The organism is Citrobacter sp. RHBSTW-00859, from assembly GCF_013729795.1.
Classification (GTDB): domain Bacteria; phylum Pseudomonadota; class Gammaproteobacteria; order Enterobacterales; family Enterobacteriaceae; genus Citrobacter; species Citrobacter braakii.
Genome location: NZ_CP056284.1, coordinates 4,233,134 through 4,251,406, shown reverse-complemented (window position 1 = coordinate 4,251,406; position 18,273 = coordinate 4,233,134). Strand labels below are relative to the sequence as shown.

Annotated in this window: 16 protein-coding genes; 5 read left to right on the top strand and 11 right to left on the bottom strand. The window is 52.7% G+C overall.

The annotated features are described in order from the left end of the window. Nucleotides 1-25 precede the first annotated feature (25 nt). Both btsT and HV302_RS21270 read right to left on the bottom strand, forming a co-directional pair. A complete protein-coding gene (gene btsT / locus HV302_RS21275) occupies nucleotides 26-2,176 on the bottom strand; it encodes a pyruvate/proton symporter BtsT (protein WP_003830033.1) in 2,151 nt (716 codons plus the stop codon). Between the two features lie 289 nt (nucleotides 2,177-2,465). After that, nucleotides 2,466-3,008 (bottom strand): hypothetical protein, encoded by a 543-nt coding sequence (locus tag HV302_RS21270; protein ID WP_016151578.1) that lies wholly within the window; start codon nucleotides 3,006-3,008, stop codon nucleotides 2,466-2,468. 191 nt (nucleotides 3,009-3,199) lie between these two features. On the opposite strand from HV302_RS21270, the gene tsr reads away from it, so the two are divergent. After that, a complete protein-coding gene (tsr, locus tag HV302_RS21265; RefSeq protein WP_181626548.1) occupies nucleotides 3,200-4,861 on the top strand; it encodes a methyl-accepting chemotaxis protein in 1,662 nt (553 codons plus the stop codon). 39 nt (nucleotides 4,862-4,900) lie between these two features. On the opposite strand, the gene HV302_RS21260 is transcribed toward tsr, so the two are convergent. The 3 genes from HV302_RS21260 to HV302_RS21250 all read right to left on the bottom strand — a co-directional run bounded on the left by HV302_RS21260 (nucleotide 4,901) and on the right by HV302_RS21250 (nucleotide 7,956). After that, the gene (locus tag HV302_RS21260) at nucleotides 4,901-5,416 is read right to left on the bottom strand and encodes a GNAT family N-acetyltransferase (RefSeq protein WP_016155618.1); all 516 of its coding nucleotides are present in this window, start codon (nucleotides 5,414-5,416) and stop codon (nucleotides 4,901-4,903) included. A gap of 52 nt (nucleotides 5,417-5,468) precedes the next feature. Then, nucleotides 5,469-6,830 (bottom strand): MFS transporter, encoded by a 1,362-nt coding sequence (locus HV302_RS21255; RefSeq protein WP_016155619.1) that lies wholly within the window; start codon nucleotides 6,828-6,830, stop codon nucleotides 5,469-5,471. Between the two features lie 211 nt (nucleotides 6,831-7,041). After that, nucleotides 7,042-7,956, bottom strand: coding sequence for a GntR family transcriptional regulator (locus HV302_RS21250; protein ID WP_016151582.1), 915 nt, complete (start codon nucleotides 7,954-7,956; stop codon nucleotides 7,042-7,044). Nucleotides 7,957-8,093: 137 nt separating this feature from the next. Here HV302_RS21250 and HV302_RS21245 point away from each other — a divergent pair, with 137 nt between their 5' ends. Together HV302_RS21245 and HV302_RS21240 are read left to right on the top strand one after the other, a co-directional pair. Then, the gene (locus tag HV302_RS21245; RefSeq protein ID WP_019078308.1) at nucleotides 8,094-9,116 is read left to right on the top strand and encodes a zinc-binding alcohol dehydrogenase family protein; all 1,023 of its coding nucleotides are present in this window, start codon (nucleotides 8,094-8,096) and stop codon (nucleotides 9,114-9,116) included. A 13-nt stretch (nucleotides 9,117-9,129) separates the two neighbouring features. After that, the gene (locus HV302_RS21240; protein WP_181626547.1) at nucleotides 9,130-10,575 is read left to right on the top strand and encodes a tagaturonate reductase; all 1,446 of its coding nucleotides are present in this window, start codon (nucleotides 9,130-9,132) and stop codon (nucleotides 10,573-10,575) included. A gap of 105 nt (nucleotides 10,576-10,680) precedes the next feature. Here HV302_RS21240 and opgB read toward each other — a convergent pair whose 3' ends face one another. The 6 genes from opgB to HV302_RS21210 form a co-directional block, all read right to left on the bottom strand. Continuing rightward, complete coding sequence (opgB, locus tag HV302_RS21235) at nucleotides 10,681-12,972, bottom strand: phosphatidylglycerol--membrane-oligosaccharide glycerophosphotransferase (RefSeq protein ID WP_103928885.1); 2,292 nt, start codon at nucleotides 12,970-12,972, stop codon at nucleotides 10,681-10,683. A gap of 230 nt (nucleotides 12,973-13,202) precedes the next feature. Beyond that, the gene (locus HV302_RS21230) at nucleotides 13,203-13,694 is read right to left on the bottom strand and encodes a DUF2501 domain-containing protein (RefSeq protein WP_181626546.1); all 492 of its coding nucleotides are present in this window, start codon (nucleotides 13,692-13,694) and stop codon (nucleotides 13,203-13,205) included. A gap of 70 nt (nucleotides 13,695-13,764) precedes the next feature. After that, nucleotides 13,765-14,502 carry a DNA replication protein DnaC gene (dnaC, locus tag HV302_RS21225; protein ID WP_016155623.1) on the bottom strand — a complete coding sequence of 246 codons (738 nt, stop codon included), beginning with the start codon at nucleotides 14,500-14,502 and terminating at the stop codon, nucleotides 13,765-13,767. 2 nt (nucleotides 14,503-14,504) lie between these two features. Next, nucleotides 14,505-15,044, bottom strand: coding sequence for a primosomal protein DnaT (gene dnaT, locus HV302_RS21220; protein ID WP_181626545.1), 540 nt, complete (start codon nucleotides 15,042-15,044; stop codon nucleotides 14,505-14,507). A 123-nt stretch (nucleotides 15,045-15,167) separates the two neighbouring features. Beyond that, the gene (locus tag HV302_RS21215) at nucleotides 15,168-15,641 is read right to left on the bottom strand and encodes a threonine/serine exporter (RefSeq protein ID WP_016151589.1); all 474 of its coding nucleotides are present in this window, start codon (nucleotides 15,639-15,641) and stop codon (nucleotides 15,168-15,170) included. Beyond that, on the bottom strand, nucleotides 15,632-16,408 hold the full coding sequence (locus HV302_RS21210) for a threonine/serine ThrE exporter family protein (protein ID WP_016155624.1): 777 nt from the start codon (nucleotides 16,406-16,408) through the stop codon (nucleotides 15,632-15,634). Before HV302_RS21210 ends, HV302_RS21215 begins: the two co-directional genes overlap by 10 nt. A gap of 458 nt (nucleotides 16,409-16,866) precedes the next feature. On the opposite strand from HV302_RS21210, the gene HV302_RS21205 reads away from it, so the two are divergent. Both HV302_RS21205 and bglJ read left to right on the top strand, forming a co-directional pair. Continuing rightward, the gene (locus tag HV302_RS21205; RefSeq protein ID WP_047414511.1) at nucleotides 16,867-17,592 is read left to right on the top strand and encodes a helix-turn-helix transcriptional regulator; all 726 of its coding nucleotides are present in this window, start codon (nucleotides 16,867-16,869) and stop codon (nucleotides 17,590-17,592) included. Further along, entirely contained in the window at nucleotides 17,553-18,230 is a 678-nt protein-coding gene (gene bglJ, locus HV302_RS21200; RefSeq protein WP_029139757.1) for a DNA-binding transcriptional activator BglJ, read from the top strand. The genes HV302_RS21205 and bglJ overlap by 40 nt, the downstream gene beginning before the upstream one ends. Nucleotides 18,231-18,273: the final 43 nt, after the last annotated feature.

Sequence of the window (18,273 nt, the reverse complement as noted above, 5' to 3'; positions counted from 1 at the left end):
CCCGCCGAAGCGGGGCTGAATACGGTTAGTGATGTGAAGAGGTTTTCACGCCGCCTTCCGGCACCGGTACATACGGCGTCTCTTTATCAGAGCGACCGTTGATGGCGCGGGCTTTCTGCCAGGTACGGAACCCGTAGAAAATGATGCTGTACACCACCACCAGGAACAGAATACTCAGGCCTGCGTTGGTGTAGTTGTTGACGACGATGTGGTTCATGTTGGCAATCTGCTGAGCGGTCAGTTCGCCGCCGTTAGCAATCTTCTCTTTGTACTGATTCGCCATGAAGAAGAAGCCTTCCATCTGCGGGTTGGTGCTGAACAGTTTCAGACCCAGCGCCCAGGTGGTGCAGATAAGCAGCCATACAGCCGGAACAACGGTAACCCAGATGTATTTGGTGCGCTGCATTTTAACCAGTACCACGGTGCCCAGAACCAGTGCCACGGCAGCCAGCATCTGGTTAGAGATACCGAACAGCGGCCACAGGCTCTTAACGCCGCCCAGCGGGTCAACAACACCTTGATACAGCAGGTAACCCCACAGGCCTACGCAGCCCGCAGTACCGATGATACCCGCAACCAGAGAGTCGGTTTTTTTCAGGAACGGAACGAAGTTCCCCAGTAAATCCTGCAGCATAAAGCGGCCAGAACGGGTACCGGCATCCAGTGCGGTCAGGATGAACAGCGCTTCAAACAGAATACCGAAGTGGTACCAGAAGCCCATATCAGCCATCGGCAGCACTTTGTGGAACACGTGAGCAATACCAACGGCCAGCGTCGGCGCGCCACCTGCGCGGTTCAGAACGGACGGTTCACCGATGTCTTTCGCGGTCTGCAGGATCTGCTCAGGCGAAATGACGAAGCCCCAGGAGCTGACGGTCGCCGCCGCATGTGCGGTTACGTCTTTCAACTGCGCCATAATCAACGGGGCGTTCTCGCCGCTCATTTCATGCAGGTTCGGCATGGTGATGCCAAGGCCCGCAGGCGGGGTGTTCATTGCGAAGTACAGACCCGGTTCGATAATGGACGCGGCAACCAGCGCCATAATCGCCACGAAGGATTCCATCAGCATGGCGCCGTAACCGATAAAGCGCGCGTCGGTTTCACAGGCCAGCAGCTTCGGTGTGGTACCAGAAGCGATCAGCGCGTGGAAGCCAGAGACCGCACCACACGCGATGGTGATGAACAGGAACGGGAACAGAGCGCCTTTCCACAGCGGACCAGTACCATCAACGTACTGAGTCATTGCCGGCATTTTCAGTTCCGGGTTGAGGATAACAATCCCCACCGCCAGACCGACGATAACGCCGATTTTCAGGAAGGTAGCCAGATAGTCGCGCGGCGCGAGGATCAGCCATACCGGCAGCAGCGCAGAGATAAACGCATAGCCGATCAGGGTAAAGGTAATGGTGGTGTCTTTAAAGGTTAGTGCCGGGCCCCAGTACGGGTCGTGAGCAATCACGCCGCCGAAGTAGATGGACGCAACCAGCAGCACAATACCAATCACCGACACTTCGCCCACACGACCCGGTCGCAGGAATCGCATGTAGATCCCCATGAATAGCGCGATAGGTACGGTTGAGCAGACGGTGAACACACCCCACGGGCTTTCAGCCAGCGCTTTCACCACGATCAGCGCCAGTACCGCAAGGATGATGATCATGATTAAGAAGCAGCCGAACAGCGCAATGGTTCCCGGGATCGGGCCCATCTCTTCTTTGATCATCTCACCCAGCGATGCGCCGTTACGGCGTGAAGAGATAAACAGCACCATGAAGTCCTGCACCGCACCGGCCAGCACGACACCCGCCAGCAGCCACAGCGTACCGGGCAGATAGCCCATCTGCGCGGCCAGTACCGGCCCAACCAGCGGACCTGCACCTGCGATAGCGGCAAAGTGGTGGCCAAACAATACGTTACGGTTGGTTGGAACGTAGTTCAGACCGTCATTGTTGATGACCGCCGGCGTGGCACGCGTCGGGTCAAGTTTCATCACCTTTTGGGCGATGTACAGACTGTAGTAACGATAGGCCACCAGATAAACAGAAACTGAGGCGACCACGATCCACAGGGCACTGATGTGCTCACCCCGACGTAATGCCACTACCGAGAGGCAGAATGCACCGATGATTCCGAGAATCACCCAGGGTATGTGCTTGAATATCTTTTTCGTATCCATAGTAAAACCTGGTATCTAATTAATAATTGGCCGAAGCCGCGTGGGTTTGATCTTGTGTTTGAGGAGGTAAATTGACTGCTATGTTGGGGGGATCTTGCCAGAGAAATACGCGCGTAAAGTAAGGTAAATAAGTGAGCGGTTGTATGTCAGCTTAAGCGGTCCCAAGTGTCAGTGAGCGGTAAGCAATGGGGGAGAGTGGGGGAATTTATGTGATTGAGATCACGGCATTATAGCGTTCGCCCATCTACATGCCGTGTTTTCCAACTGACGAAGCATCTCACTGAGATACTTAGATCACGATATAACAGTAAGGCGTTTGTTCGATGTCTTTAAGCAACACATGTTTCTTACGTGATTTAGTCAGGTAATATTTTTCATCCAGATAATAGTCAATCAGTTCATCGAGGCGCTCTTTGTCTATGCGGGGTGTTACCCCTAGCGTCCAGAAGCTACGCAGCTCTAATTCCGAACGTTTGATTTTTGCGCTTTTAACCAAATCCGCAATCATATTTCTGACGCAGCTTGTCGGATCCTGGTTCTGCTTGAGCTCAAGCGCAATGTAGCTGTCCTGCGTCCATCCTTTTTTCCGCAATAAGAAATCTGCACGCACAGACAAACGCTGTGGATTTTTCCGCAGATCGCAAGCGAGGGTCTGTTCACGCCACCATTCATGACCCGTCGAAGCCAACAGATTGGCAAATTCTATTTGCATCCACACTTCCCAACCGGAGATGTTGTACTGATCGATGATATTGAGCTTTTGACGAACATCTTCACGTTCAAAAAAGTGGTGTGCGAGAGTGGATAGGTGATCAAAATCGCGATTCAACATAGAAGCATCCTTTTCTTAAAAAACGGGAATCCTACACCTAAGGCGCAACAGAACGACAAATTTTTTGCGTAATTTGACATAGGGAGCGGGATTTAATGTGAAAACGATAATTCTGTGGCAATTGCTGACACCATAAAGTTTTCTCTTTCCAGGCCGAAAACCAGAGTATCTGTCTAGCGGAAAGAGAAAACATGTTAAAACGAATGAAGATTGTTACCAGCTTACTGCTGGTATTGGCGCTATTTGGCCTTTTACAGCTCGCCTCCGGCGGCTTGTTTTTTAACTCACTTAAGAATGACAAAGAGAACTTTACCGTTCTGCAAACCATTCGCCAGCAGCAGTCTGCGCTGAACGCCACCTGGGTTGAGCTGCTGCAAACGCGTAATACCCTGAACCGGGCGGGTATTCGCTACATGATGGATCAGAGCAATATCGGCAGCGGTGCGACCGTTGCTGAGCTGATGCAGGTAGCCAGCACGGCGCTGAAACTGACGGAAAAAAACTGGGCGATTTACGAGTCGCTCCCGCGCGATCCGCGTCAAAGTGAAGCCGCGTTCCAGGAGATCAACCGCACCTATGACATCTATCACGGCGCGCTGGCGGAGCTGATCCAGTTACTGGGTGACGGGAAGATCAATGCGTTCTTTGATCAACCCACGCAGAGCTATCAGGATGGTTTTGAGAAGACATACATCAACTACATGCAGCAGAACGATCACCTGTATGACATTGCGGTAGCAGATAACAACAGCTCTTACAGCCAGGCGATGTGGGTACTGGTCTGCGTGCTGATTACCGTACTGGCGGCAATTATTGCGGTCTGGTTCGGCATTAAACTGACTCTTATCTCCCCAATGAACCGTCTGATCGACAGCATTCGTCATATCGCCAGCGGCGACCTGGTGAAGCGTATTGAGGTGGAAGGTTCCAACGAGATTGGTCAACTGGCGGAAAGCCTGCGTCATATGCAGGGTGAGCTGATGAACACCGTGGGTGATGTGCGTAACGGTGCCAACGCGATTTACAGCGGGGCCAGCGAGATTGCGATGGGCAACAACGATCTCTCCTCGCGTACCGAGCAGCAGGCTGCATCTCTGGAAGAAACCGCAGCCAGCATGGAACAGCTGACGGCGACCGTGAAGCAGAACGCCGAAAACGCGCGTCAGGCTAGCCATCTGGCCCTGAGCGCTTCTGAAACCGCGCAGAAAGGCGGCAAAGTGGTGGATAACGTGGTGCAAACCATGCGTGACATCGCTTCCAGTTCGCAGAAAATCGCCGACATTATCAGCGTCATCGACGGCATTGCCTTCCAGACCAACATTCTGGCGCTCAACGCCGCGGTAGAAGCTGCGCGTGCGGGCGAGCAGGGCCGTGGTTTTGCGGTGGTTGCGGGTGAAGTTCGTAACCTGGCCCAGCGTAGTGCGCAGGCCGCGCGCGAGATCAAGAGCCTGATTGAAGACTCGGTCAGTCGTGTGGATGTGGGTTCAACGCTGGTAGAAAGCGCTGGTGAAACCATGGATGAGATCGTCAATGCGGTAACCCGCGTGACCGATATCATGGGTGAAATTGCCTCTGCTTCTGATGAACAGAGCCGCGGTATCGACCAGGTTGGTTTGGCCGTTGCTGAGATGGATCGTGTGACGCAGCAGAACGCCTCGTTGGTGGAAGAATCCGCCGCCGCCGCTGCGGCGCTGGAAGAGCAGGCCAGCCGTCTGACCCAGGCCGTTGCCGTGTTCCGTATTCAGCATGACCAACAGCGCGCGCGTGACGTTGCTGCTGCTAAAACAGTTTCAACGGTCCAGCCGCGTAAAGCTGCGGCAACGGATGCCGGGGATAACTGGGAAACGTTCTAAGTTGGTAATGCCCGATAAGGCGTAGCCGCCCGCGGGCAATTAACGCAGCATCAGGCGCATGGCGCAGCGTAGTTCGTACGTCTGCCCGTGCGCCGCTTCGTCTTCTCTTTTCTGGCGCAGCAGTGCAGGAAGCGTCTCGTCAGCCAGCATTTCAAACCCCAATCGTGCGTACAATGGCGCATTCCACGGCACATCGCGAAAGGTGGTCAGCGTGAGCGATGTATAACCTTTCTCGCGCGCCTGTTCGGCAACATAGCCAATCAATCTGCGACCAATACCTTTTCCCTGCCACTCCAGATGCAGTGAAAGTTCAGCAATAAACAGCGATGACCCCAGCGTTTCGGCAACTAAAAAACCGACCGGATGCTCGTCGACCTGCGCCAGCCAGCTCATGCCAGCGGCGACAAATGCCCGATGCTGGTCAGCCGATATAGTCTGGTCGTCAGCAATCCACGCCAGTTCGGGGATGAGTAAAAAACGTTGCCCCGCAGATCGTTCGATGGCGGGAAGAGCGGCAGTTTCTGCCAGAGTGGTGGAGCGTAAGGTGATGTTCATTTGTCGAGCATAACATGCCCGATAAGCGCGGTGTTATCGGGCATCATGAGGATTAATCTTTACGCGGATCGCTGATGGGTTGGCGCACCAGGAAGATGTAGGCGAGGGCTCCCACCATGGTGACGCAGCCACAAATGATCAGCGCCAGACGGAAAGAGTTGGTGGTATCAACAATAAATCCGGTGACGATTGGTGCAAACGACGCGCAGATAAAGCTGGCAAAGTTCTGGATACTGCCCACGGAGGCGGTCATGCGTGAGGCGACGGCTACGTGGATCAGGCCCCAGCACGAGGTGCCGGCGAAGTGGATACAGAACAGCGCCATACCGATCAGTAAGACGGCGGCCATCGACGTTGTGGCCTGCGGCACGATGAAAGTGAAGGCCGCAGAACAGAACATCCCGGCGATAATACAAATCTTACGGCTCTTAATCGGTGCCATACCGCCTTTCACCAGCCAGTCGGTAACAAAACCGTTAATTAACATGCCGGCTGCGCCAAACAGGAATGGGATCGCCGCCATTAATCCGGTGCTTTTTAAATCCAGGTTGTAGGAGGTTTGCAGGTAGCCTGGCAGCCATGCCAGATATAACCATGCGGTGTAGTTGATGCCGCTAAAGCCCAGCATCATGCCCCACATAGTGCGGTTGCGGAACAGGCTGCGCCATTCGGCAAAGCTCAGCGGATCGCGGCGGGCATTGACGCTACCGGCGTTCAGATACGCTTGTTCAGTAGCGCTCAGCGCAATCTGCTCGCGGTTGCGATACAACATGTACCAGCCGATGGCGAGGAAAATACCCAGCACGCCGATGGTAATAAACATCCAACGCCAGCCCATCACCAGCATCATGGCAGCCAGAATCGGCGGGCTAATGGCAACACCGATGGTGGAAGCGGCGTTGAATAACCCCATTGGTCGACCGCGCTCTTTGATGTTAAACCAGTCGTTGATGACCTTTACGCCGCACGGGTTCATGGGCGCTTCGCCGATCCCCATCCCGATACGCACGAGAACAAACTGAGTGAAGCTGTGAACCATGCCAGACATCGCCTGAAACAGCGACCAGAAGAACATCCCCAGCCCCAGCATAATGCGCGGACCTTTGCGATCCAGCAGCGGGCCGCAGGGCAGCTGTGCAATACCGTAAGCGAGAGAAAACACTGACAGCAGTACGCCGATTTGCGTGGCGCTCAGCCCCAGTTCTTCACGAATCGTTAAGTTGGCGACCGACAGTGAACTGCGGTCGAGATAATTAATCACCGCAGCAAAAAATAATAAAATCATTGCTGTGGTCTGAATACGTTTTATTCGGCTACTGCGTTGCACCATGCCCTCAGGCGGAACGTTAATATCCGCAGATGACGACGTGCCAAACGAAGAACTCGGGTCGAGGGTAATATTATTTTTTTCCACGCCGGACTCCTGAACCTCAATAATTTATTTTCACACAGCCGGGCTGTGCAGTATTGAAAAATACCAGTGATGAATCAATTTGCTCATCACCGCTCACAAAAGTTTTTAATGCAGTCGACTTAGCGTGAGCATAGGCAAGCGGTATTTTTCCGGCGTTTTTATTTTTATAAAATCGTGCTCCCGGTAATGGTTTGCTGTTTTTTATCGGTACTTAATGAGCGGCGCTATGGCTTTGGTTGATGGAGCGAATCATCGATTGTTTGGCTGAATTCAAATGGTTACAGAGCGCCAGGGTGGCATCCAGGTCGCTGCGGCAAATCAGTGCGCTGAGGATGGTCATATGCTCATCAATGGCAATGATATTGCGCTGCTTGAGGTCGCTTTCATCCCACTGATAATGAAAGTGGAAAATCACGGAGATGATTTCAAGTGATTGATTAAAAAATATATTATCTGCTGCGGAGAGCAGTAGAGCATGAAACTCACGGTCTAACTGCGAGAACATACGAAAGCTGCTGCCGATGCTGTCGCGCAGGACCCGGTGACGCTCCAGCAGTGTTTTAGCCTGCAGCCAGCGCGGGTCATCGTCGGGCAGATTGAGAAAATGCTGCAGGGAATGGGTTTCCAGCATCTCTCTGAGTTCAAACAGCTGTTCCGCATAGGCCTGATCGAACTGCTTCATGCTCCAATGGCCGCGTTTTTCGTTTTTGATCAGATTGTAACGTTCGAATTTTAAAAGATATTCTCTCACCACCACCGGGCTGACCCCTGCAGCTCTGGCAAGCTGTAGTTCGGAGAAACTCTCCCCTGCGCGTAGCTGACGCTGGTTGATCATGGTGAAAAAAGCCTGCTCAAAAATCCGGTTTTGCTCAGTCATGGAGGCGGTGGTACAGGCAAAACCGTCGTCATGGTCGGGTTTACGTACGATGACATAGTGGCTGCCGACCTGGGTCAGCACGCCGCACTCGCCTAAGTGGCTCAGCATATGGCGCACGGTGGTGCGGCTGATGTTGTACATCTCCGCCAGCGCGCTTTGCGACGGGAGGGGGGAAGGGATATGACCACGCGCCATATCATCGATTATCTGGTTAATCACATTGTGGCGTAAGTTCTGTGAACGGCTCATGGCTTCTCCTTTTTGCGTATTAAAACCCGATTTAAAACATTTTTATGCGCTGGGATTCACAGATTGTGTTTCTGCTTTCTCCGGCTTTTTTATTTTCGTTGATATCTGAGGCAACAAAAAAACAGGAGAGCAGAATCATGTCTACGATGAATACGTTGATTTGCCAGGAACCTAAAAAATTAGTCTGGAAAGAGCGTGAAATACCTATTCCGGGTGAGGGTGAAGCATTAATAAAAATTAAATCAGTCGGGATTTGCGGTACCGATATTCATGCCTGGGGTGGCAATCAGCCATTTTTCAGCTATCCACGTGTGCTGGGTCATGAAATATGTGGGGAAATTGTTGGGCTGGGCAAAAATATACAGAATCTGAAAAATGGTCAGCAGGTGGCGGTTATTCCTTACGTGGCCTGCCAGCAGTGTCCGGCCTGTCTGAGCGGGCGCACTAACTGCTGCGAGAAGATTTCGGTGATTGGCGTGCATCAGGATGGCGGCTTCAGCGAATACCTGTCCGTACCGGTCACCAACCTGTTGGATGCGCAGGGAATTGATCCGCAGGCGGCGGCGCTGATTGAGCCTTATGCCATTAGCGCGCATGCGGTACGCCGGGCGGCGGTGGCTCCGGGTGAGCAGGTGCTGGTGGTTGGTGCCGGTCCGATTGGTCTGGGCGCGGCGGCGATTGCCAAAGCCGATGGCGCACAGGTGGTGGTCGCCGATACCAGTCCGGCTCGCCGGGAGCATGTGGTTTCCCGGTTGGGGCTCCCGGTTATCGATCCGTCTGCTGAAGATTTTGATGCGCAACTGCGTGACCAGTTTGGCGGTTCGCTGGCGCAAAAGGTCATTGATGCCACGGGCAATCAGCATGCGATGAACAACACGGTGAATTTGATTCGCCATGGCGGCAGCATTGTTTTCGTTGGGCTATTCAAAGGCGATTTGCAGTTCTCCGATCCGGAGTTCCACAAGAAAGAGACCACCATGATGGGCAGTCGCAACGCCACACCGGAAGATTTCGCCAAAGTGGGCCGCCTGATGTCGGAAGGCAAACTGACCGCCGACATGATGCTCACGCACCGTTACGCGTTTGCCACACTGGCAGAAATCTACGAACGGGATGTGATTAACAACCGTGAGCTGATTAAAGGCGTGATCACGTTCTGAGAGGGGAAATGCGATGAAGACATTGAATCGACGTGATTTTCCGGGGGCAAGCTACCCAACGCGCGTGATCCAGTTTGGTGAAGGGAATTTCCTGCGAGCGTTTATCGACTGGCAACTGGATATCCTCAACGAGCAAACCTTTCTGAACGCTGGCGTGACCATCGTTCGCCCGATCAATAGCGATTTTCCACCGTCGCTGAATACCCAGGATGGGTTGTACACCACGCTTATTCGCGGGCTAAACGCGCAGGGCGAAGCGGTGAGCGAGGCGCGGCTGATCCGTTCGGTGAATAACGAAATCAATCCGTATCAGGACTTCGCGGCGTTTCTGGCGCTGGCCCACAATGCGGATATTCGCTTTGTGTTTTCGAATACCACCGAAGCCGGAATTAGCTATCACGCGGCAGACCGGGTCGATGATGCGCCACCGGTAAGCTTTCCGGCTAAACTGACGCGTCTGCTGCTGGAGCGTTTTAATCATTTTGAGGGTGCAGTGGATAAGGGCTGGGTCATTATCCCGTGCGAGCTTATCGACTATAACGGTGAGGCGCTCAAAACGCTGGTACTGCAGTATGCGCAGGAGTGGCAGCTTCCCCCGGCGTTTGCCGACTGGGTGGCGACGGCAAACACCTTCTGTTCCACGCTGGTCGACCGCATTGTCACCGGCTACCCGCGAGAAGAAGAAGCCGCGCTGGAAGCTACGCTTGGCTATCACGATGCGTTTCTCGATACCGCGGAGCATTTTTACCTGTTTGTGATTCAGGGGCCGCAGTGGCTGGCCGAGGAACTGAAGCTGGTGCAGTGCCCGCTGAACATTCGGGTAGTGAGCGATATCAAACCGTACAAAGAGCGTAAGGTCGCCATTCTCAATGGCGCGCATACGGCGTTGGTGCCGGTGGCCTGGTTGTGTGGGCTGGAGACCGTCGGTGAAGCGATGCAGGATGCCGATGTCCGTCACTTTATCGAGCGGGCGATTAGCGAGGAAATTATACCGGTATTGGATCTCCCGGCGGATGAACTGCGTGAATTTGCCGACGCGGTGAGCGGGCGTTTTCAAAACCCCTACATTCGTCACCAGTTGCTTTCCATTGCGCTTAACGGGATGACCAAATTCCGTACCCGAATTTTGCCGCAACTGCTGGCGGGCCAGCAAAATGGGCGCTGGCCCGTGCGGTTAACGTTCGCCCTCGCGGCGCTGCTGGCGTTTTATCGCGCAGAGCGGGAGGGAGAACGCTATCCGATACAGGATGATGAGCAGTGGGTTAGCCTGTATGCCAGTCTGTGGCCGCGAGTTGGCAAAGATTTAACGCTGCGTGAACTGGTGGGTACTGTGCTCGGCGATGCGGCGCACTGGGGTGAAGATTTGACGTTGCTGCCCGGGCTTGCCGGGCAGGTGACGGCAAACCTGGAAATGATTCTGGTGCAGGGTATGCGCCAGGCAGTGAAAAGTCTGGAATAAGGTTGCCATGCAGCGCCCGGTGTGGTGTTGGGCGCTGTTTTTTTTCAGACAATAAATGCGGCTAGCTGTAAGGCTGATAGGCGAAGCGCCATCAGCCATTTCATGTTACGAGCCCTGAGCGACCACTTTGATTTCAACCATCCCGATCCCCAGCTTACGCGGCGAGTGGCCGAGAATATTGCCCTCGTTGGTGGCGACCGGATCGGGTGGGACAATCACCAGCGTATCGGCATCTGCCGGGTTATCAAAATGCAAGGTAGTGGTAGTGACATCATGGCCTAACACCAGCGTCTGTTCCTCGTGGCCAACGCGCACGGGAATAGGACGATTGGCATTGTCGCCGAAGGCTTTCGCGGTGATGACCAGATCGAATTTCTTCGGCAGCGGGGCCTTGTACTCGATGGTCACCTCTTTGCTGAGCTGCGCATTGGACCAGCGCCCCCAGGATTCGGGGCGTGATATGCCGCTAAACTGTTTAACCTCTTCGGGCGCGCCCGCCACGTTGAAGACGAAGCTGTCGGCTTTGTAGCGAATGTCGTTATCGACAATTTTCAGCGTATCAACGTTACCTTTGTAGCGCTCCATGTCGATCACCGTGTCTTTAAACACGGTTTTACTTTTCCATTTGGCTTTGTCGACGTGCTGCACGATTTGCTGTCCGCCTAACTGGCCTTGCGATACGCACCAGTCGGTGGAGAGCGCCAACTCCGGGGCCCATAGCTGCGCCATTTTGTAGCAGCGATCAACCCAGACAAAGTTATCTCGCGGCGCGAAATCTGCCAGTTGGAAGCGCAGCGGGGCCGAGTATTCGCTTTCCGGCAGCGGCTCGACGCGTTTGTCCGATACGCGCAGCAACAACGGCAGGCGGAAATGGCTGCCGGAGAAAGAGATCATGTTTTTGTCCTGGTCGACGGTGAACTCTTTCATCTCTTTCGGGAAATTCCACAGGCGGATGATATCGGGCTTCCACGCCAGCATTTTTTCTTTGATGTTCAGGAACACTTCAGACACGGATTCGCTCGACAAACTGCTGCGGCCAAGACCGATAAAGTTATCGCCACCGAGAATATCCAGTACCGTTGCCCCGTTATCCATCGTGTTACGCTTCACCGCCAGCGTGTCCTGCTGTGGCTGGTCGCCGCGCAGCACGAAGAACAGGTTGTTGCGATCCTGCTTGTTCAGATACTTCCATGCGGTGTTGTTCATCGCCAGATGATCGGAAGAAACCACGATAACGGTATCTTTGAACCACGGTGAGGCTTTAATCTTATTGATAAATTCGGCAATGTTTTCCTGGCTGCAGCTGACCGCGCTGAAGGATTGGTTGGCCTTCCCGTCGATGTCATAACGTTTACGGTTGCAGCTACGTGAGATAAATCCATCTGGATGATGGGTATCCACAGTCAGCGTAAACAGTGAAAAGCGCTGGCCCGAACGCGAAAGCTCTTCGAATTTTTTCCATGCTTCATCCAGCACGGTATCGTCGTAGAAGCCCCAGTCGTTGCGATAGGCCGGGTCCGCAACCACGCTTTTTAACTCTTCCGCACCGTACAGATGATCAAAACCGTGAGATTTCAGGAACACGTCTTTGCCGGCAAAGCGCAGGTTGGCTCCCTGCACAAAGTAGTTTTGATAGCCGGAGTTTTTCAGGATATCACCCAGACAGATATTGTTGGGGAAGAAGCTGGAGACCGACGCCGAGGCGTTGCCTTCAAACGGCGCAAACAGCGGAATACCGCACTGGGAGGCGACCATGCCAGCGATGGTGTAATCGGTACCCGGCAGTTGCATGGTATTGCTGAAATCCAGACCTTCGTTTTTCAACGCACCGAGTTCCGGGGTCAGATCCGGGAACGCGTCGTTGTTAAAATAGGTGCGCTCGAGGCTTTCGCCATAGATATAAACCAGATTCAGCTTCGGGTTGGGAATCGTTTTTGACGGCTCTTTATAATAGGTTGGGAAATCCGGATCGCCATCGCGCGACTGCGACTTTACCAGTTCGGTTATCTGGTGAAACGCCGGGCTGGCATCTACGGAGGCCAGCGCCAGCAGCAGGGCCAGCAGACTGTAACCCACATGATGCGGATGATGGCGACGGCGGCGCAGAATCCAGCCGAGAGCGACAAAAACGGTCGTCAGGACCAGCGCAATCCCGACACCAGGTAAGATATATTTTCCAATTCCCGCGCCGGTCAGGCTGTTGGTCAGCGTGTACAGAACCGCGTCATTGATACCGTCGCCGGTGAAATAGTCACTGGCATACAGCGTGATATTCAAGACAATAAAAATCCCCAGCACCGTTAACGTGGCAGCAAACCACCAGGTATTGCGACCCGCTTTCCAGGCGTAAATCAGCACTGAAGCGAGAAACAGAGTGATGGAGATGAGTTCTGACAACGATCGATCCTCAATAAACCGGGCAAACGCCAGGCAGGCTAATGATTTTGGGAAAGCACAATGTAATAGCGATGTTGCATTGCTGCAATTGTAGTGACATTAAATTACGTTGTTATTCAGAATTGGTTTAGATATGCGTGTTTTTTGCGGGGGATTTACTGATTATTTGACGTGTGAATTTTATGGGGAGCAGGTTGATGCCGCGCAGGATATACGCGGCATGTCGTGCGTCAGGAAATGAAGTTCATACCCTGTTTTAACACCAGATCGCAGGCCTTGGTTTTTACCTGCTTCGCCAGCGAGCTGTTGCCAATTGTGTTCAGGTCCAGTTGTTGACCATCTTTGGCGTTGAGCAGCCCCTGAATGCCGTCCATATAGTTGGTGTCTTGTTTCTGCTCCGGAGCACTGAGGCCCAGTTTATCCAGCACCTGGTTTTTGACGTTCTGCGTGTCGGTGACCGAGGCCAGTTTCTGTTTCGCGCAATATTCCAGGATCCCGGCGGCGTTATTCATGCTGCTGGAGGTCAGCGACTGATTGCTGCCATTCAGTAGACTGGTCAGGGAAGAGAGCGACGAGCCGCCCTGCGAGCCGGAGCTTTGTTTGCTCAGTTCGCTGGCCGCGCTGGAGAGCGAATCCTGCCAGGAGGCGGCGAAAGCGCTGGTCGAGATGAGCGTGCTGGCGGCAAGCGCACAGCACAGCAGACGTTTGGTTGTTTTCATCATTATATGCAACTCGTGTTATGCCTTTTCAGCGCAGTATAGCGCCGGCAGTCTTAGGAGTGGTCCTAATACGTTAATACTCTTTACCGGTTACCCGACTACGGTAGCTTTCCCAGTTAAAAATCACCCACAGGCTGTTGCCAAGGCGCATACGGTCCATTACCCGCTCGCCCAGCAGTTTGTTCATTTCATCCATATTGCTGTTGGTCAACATACCGGTCGGGCGTTTTGAAGACGAGCGGCGATCGACGATCTGGTTGATGATCACTTTTTCATAGCGGGATTCGGTCTGCACGCCGATTTCGTCGATCACCAGCAAATCGACATTGCTGAGATCGTTGAGTAGCTGTTCTTCGCTGGTTTCACGGTTGCTGAAGGTATCTTTCATGGCTGACATAATGTCCGCAACGGTGATAATCAGCACCGACTTGCCGCGCAGCAGCAGTTCGTTGCAGATAGCGGCGGCCAGATGGTTTTTGCCGGTGCCGGGCTTGCCAGAGAAAATAAAGCTGGCGATGTTGCCGTCAAACTCTTCAACGTACTGGCGAGCTTTGCTCAGGGCGTTCATCTGACCTTCGCATTCCACCCGATAGTTATCGAACGAACAGTTCTGATGCAGTGGACGAATACCGGAACGGTTGAATGTGCGCTGCATTTTCATGGCTCGGTTTTCACGGGCCAGCGCTGCGGCGCGAATTTCACCTTGCTCTTTTTGCCATGCCAGCAGCTCCTCGCCCGTTTTAAAGGCTGGCTCGACATTAGCCGGCATCATTTTTTGCAGACGTTTCATCAGGTCGCCAACGTTTTTCATCGTTATCCTCTAAAACCCGGTGGAATATGGTTGTCAGGCTCGCTGACACTGTTCACATCGCGCTTCAGCATTCCGCCATTGCTGGCCCGGCCAATCTGGATGCTGCGTGCCAGTTTTTGCTGCCACTGAATATGGTGAAAGACTTTGCCTTCGGCCTGCCAGTAGGCGACAAATGAGGCCAGTTCCTCGGCGGTGACCGGTTCTCTTAACGCCACGCCCCACAGGGCGGCCTGGCGCTGAAAGTCGGCATCGGGCTGCCAGTCAGCGTACATCGCAAATTTCCCCATTGGCACGACAACAGGAGCGGTTTGCGGCTCTTCATAAAATTGTGCATCCAGCGTCACATCGCTTCCCGGGCGTGACAGCTTCTCTTCAAGCGCCAACAACTCGGCCAGTCGTGCAGGCGTCACCGCGTAAAATGCTGGCGCGTTATTGGCGAATACGGCTACGGCACCGCCCGCAGACCTGGCCAGCACCGTATGGTGATCGTGTAGTAAGGCGTCAATGCTAGTGACGTCCGGCGTCAAAATTTTGCTGGGCATAATGTTTCTCAATACTGAACAACAACCGAGAAGGGGACTGCTTTTATAGTAACACAGAGAAGAAGGAGAGCAGCAGATGAGGGGGCGATTCCCCTCTCTGCGAGGAGCTAACAAAGCGTGCCGCTAAACACGCGGGCGTTTGCGATACAGCCATAATCCCGGTACGGATAGCCCGATAGAGAGCGCTCCGACAATCGATGAGGCTTTCAGGAAATTGGTCAACAGCGTGATCATCAGCGCTTCGCTGTAGCCAAAATGGCCGATTTTTACCGCCGAGATCATGGCGGTATAGGCAGAGATCCCAGGGAACATGGGGATCACTGCCGCAACGGTGAAGACTTTCGGATGCGCCAGATACCAGCGTGACCACTGGATCCCAATGCAGCCCACCAGTAGCGACGCCATAAAGGTTGACCATTCGATATTAAATCCTGCGCTCATCATCACCATTCGTGAACCGTGGCCGAGTGCGCCGAGTAACGCGCACCAGGGGAGCGCCCGATGTGGTACGTTAAATACCATGGCAAAACCAAGCGCAGGTATTGCCGACAGGATCATGTCCTGCATTAGCGCCAAAATGAAATCGATCACGCCCATCCGCGCAGCCCCCATAAGGTCATCGACATGACTACGCCAATGCAGGTCGCCAGCGTCAGCAGACTGGCAATAGCCCAGCGAGCGAGCCCAGTATTAATGTGTCCCTTAAACATATCCGCGACGGAGTTGATCAACGGAAAACCCGGAACCAACAGCAGCACGCTGGCGGCCATGGCGATGGTTGGAGTGTGGTTAAACGTCGGCAACGTCAGCAGCAGACCAGAAATCGAGGTTGCCACAAACGCAGTAATGCAGAAGTTGATTTGCGGGTGCAAATGCCGGGACGCCAGAATCTGGCGAATATACATCGCCACCATACTGGCGAAAAAGGTGATCACCGCGCCATCCCATCCGCCATTATTGAGTTTACAAAAGCAGGCGCAGGACAAGCCGACCATAAAGGCGACCAACCATCTTGGATAGCGCAGCGGTTTAATCTGGCTAAAGCGTTTCTCAACGCCTTTAACATCCAGCAGTTTGTGTTCCGCCAGAATAACGATGTGCTGCACCTCCGTCACGACGTGCATGTTAATTCCGCGATCCTGATTTTTTCGCGTTGAAGTCAGGCACTGCCCGTCTTTAATGGTGGTCAGGACGATGGCGTTAGAGGAGATAGCGCTTTCTACGCTATCCATGCCAAGCGCTAGCCCGAGGCGGGTGGATAGCTCGTCAACCAGCGCACTTTCTGCCCCATGCTGAAGTAAAAAAAGACCGCATTGAATACATAACCGTGTAACCGTTCGCTGTGACGACTGCTCTGTTTGCATGACTCGCTCTGACTGAAAAGGATCTCTTTGCGTGGCGGATGTCTTCTTTTTATCATGAAGCATGATCCTGTTGGCTCTGGCTAAGATCAATCTTTGCGTCGAAAAAAGATGCAGATCGTACGTCTGATGCGTTTGCACACCTCACTTGCTTATCAATAAAGACAGCGCTTATGAAAATGTAATGTTATTTATCAGGATGGAAAATACGTAAGCAACGCTAACGATCTATTGTAGTTCTTTTAATTGTACAAAGAGTGTATTCATGAGTAATTATTGGCATGATGGTTCAATAGTTTGATGCTACTGGGATTGTAGCGGTATAACTTTGTTTATAAATAAAAGCCAAGGATAAACAATTCACCTCGTCTATTGTTTAGGGTTTCCTGTTAATTAATACTTTTAATTTATCAGGGGATTTTTAATAAGTGCGAATACGGACTGGTGAGTGTGGAGGAGATATGTTGCCAGGACGCTGCAAAAACGCAATTATTATTAGTAAATTACCGATCGTACAAACCGGACTTAAAGGTGTAATGCAGGGGCAGTTCGCTGATTATGAACTTGCCTACTGCCGCTCCGTCGAAGAATTGACGTTGCTGCAGCTGCGTTGTGCCGATTTGGTGATTGCTGATTTATCCGGAGACTGTAATCATCCACGTTCAGTCTGCGAACAGTATTATTCTTTATTATCTCAATACCGCGATATTCACTGGGTATTTCTCGTTTCTCGTGTTTTTTATCCGCTGGCCATTGAATTGCTGATGTGCCCTGTCAGTTCGCTGTTATCTGATGCCGAGACGATTGAAAGTTTGGTGAATGTTATTCACGCAGGAAATAGCCGTGCCGAGAGAATTAGCAAGTCGCTGCTTTCTCCGCCCGTGATGCCAGAATTAGCAGACCATAGCGCCCGCTCAATTGTACTTACCCTCTCGGAGAGGAAAGTGCTGAGACTCCTGGGAAAAGGTTGGGGAATTAATCAGATTGCGACATTGCTGAAGAAAAGCAATAAAACAATCAGCGCCCAAAAGAACAGTGCTATGCGCCGCTTGTCGATACATAGCAATGCAGAAATGTACGCCTGGATAAACAGTTCTCAAGGATCGCGAGAATTGAATTTACCTTCAGTTTATGGAGAAACCACGGAATGGAAAGCCGAAGCATCAAAAGAAACGTTGCGCTGGTAGAGAAGTGCGCGATGAGTAGCGTCGGTATTAAGAGCCTGTTTAATACCATGCCGGATAATCAATACGAACTTCATATCTTTTCGAGCCAGCCTGCATTTAGTCAGGTGATGTTAAAAACGTCGTTTTCGGCGGTTATTTTCTCTCTCTCTGCAATCAGAACCGATCGCAGGGCTGGGTTAGCTTATCTGACGGAACTGGCTGTAAATTTTCCGCGTATTCGCCGGGTGGTGATTGCTGATGATGACGCTGAAGCACGATTAATCGGCTCTTTGTCGCCGTTGCCGTTAGATGGCGTTGTGAGCAAATCTTCTTCATTAACGGTACTGCAGGACGCGTTATTTACGGTATTGAACGGCCCCAACCGGGGAACCGAAGGTTCTAAAAACCATTGGTATATCAATCAAAGCCGTATGCTCAGTCCAACAGAACGAGAAATACTGCGCTTTATGTCGAATGGCTATTCAATGCCGCAGATCGCTGCTCAGTTAGAGAGGAATATTAAAACCATTCGGGCACATAAATTTAATGTGATGTCCAAGCTGGGCGTGAGCTCAGATGCCGGACTGCTGGATGCTGCAGATATCCTGCTGTACCTGCGTGCAGGTGAACCTGCACCTTTTCTACAGGCGGCTTCTTAGCGGGTAATGTTAGATCGTTTCGTGCCGGGTTTCGTTATCGGCG

Bases quoted from the DNA above. Each gene is read 5' to 3' on its own strand.
- btsT (WP_003830033.1), bottom strand. From the start codon at position 2,176: ATGGATACGAAAAAGATATTCAAGCACATACCCTGGGTGATTCTCGGA.
- HV302_RS21270 (WP_016151578.1), bottom strand. From the start codon at position 3,008: ATGTTGAATCGCGATTTTGATCACCTATCCACTCTCGCACACCACTTT.
- tsr (WP_181626548.1), top strand. From the start codon at position 3,200: ATGTTAAAACGAATGAAGATTGTTACCAGCTTACTGCTGGTATTGGCG.
- HV302_RS21260 (WP_016155618.1), bottom strand. From the start codon at position 5,416: ATGAACATCACCTTACGCTCCACCACTCTGGCAGAAACTGCCGCTCTT.
- HV302_RS21250 (WP_016151582.1), bottom strand. From the start codon at position 7,956: ATGAGCCGTTCACAGAACTTACGCCACAATGTGATTAACCAGATAATC.
- HV302_RS21245 (WP_019078308.1), top strand. From the start codon at position 8,094: ATGTCTACGATGAATACGTTGATTTGCCAGGAACCTAAAAAATTAGTC.
- HV302_RS21240 (WP_181626547.1), top strand. From the start codon at position 9,130: ATGAAGACATTGAATCGACGTGATTTTCCGGGGGCAAGCTACCCAACG.
- HV302_RS21230 (WP_181626546.1), bottom strand. From the start codon at position 13,694: ATGATGAAAACAACCAAACGTCTGCTGTGCTGTGCGCTTGCCGCCAGC.
- dnaC (WP_016155623.1), bottom strand. From the start codon at position 14,502: ATGAAAAACGTTGGCGACCTGATGAAACGTCTGCAAAAAATGATGCCG.
- dnaT (WP_181626545.1), bottom strand. From the start codon at position 15,044: ATGCCCAGCAAAATTTTGACGCCGGACGTCACTAGCATTGACGCCTTA.
- HV302_RS21215 (WP_016151589.1), bottom strand. From the start codon at position 15,641: ATGGGCGTGATCGATTTCATTTTGGCGCTAATGCAGGACATGATCCTG.
- HV302_RS21210 (WP_016155624.1), bottom strand. From the start codon at position 16,408: ATGCAAACAGAGCAGTCGTCACAGCGAACGGTTACACGGTTATGTATT.
- HV302_RS21205 (WP_047414511.1), top strand. From the start codon at position 16,867: ATGTTGCCAGGACGCTGCAAAAACGCAATTATTATTAGTAAATTACCG.
- bglJ (WP_029139757.1), top strand. From the start codon at position 17,553: ATGGAAAGCCGAAGCATCAAAAGAAACGTTGCGCTGGTAGAGAAGTGC.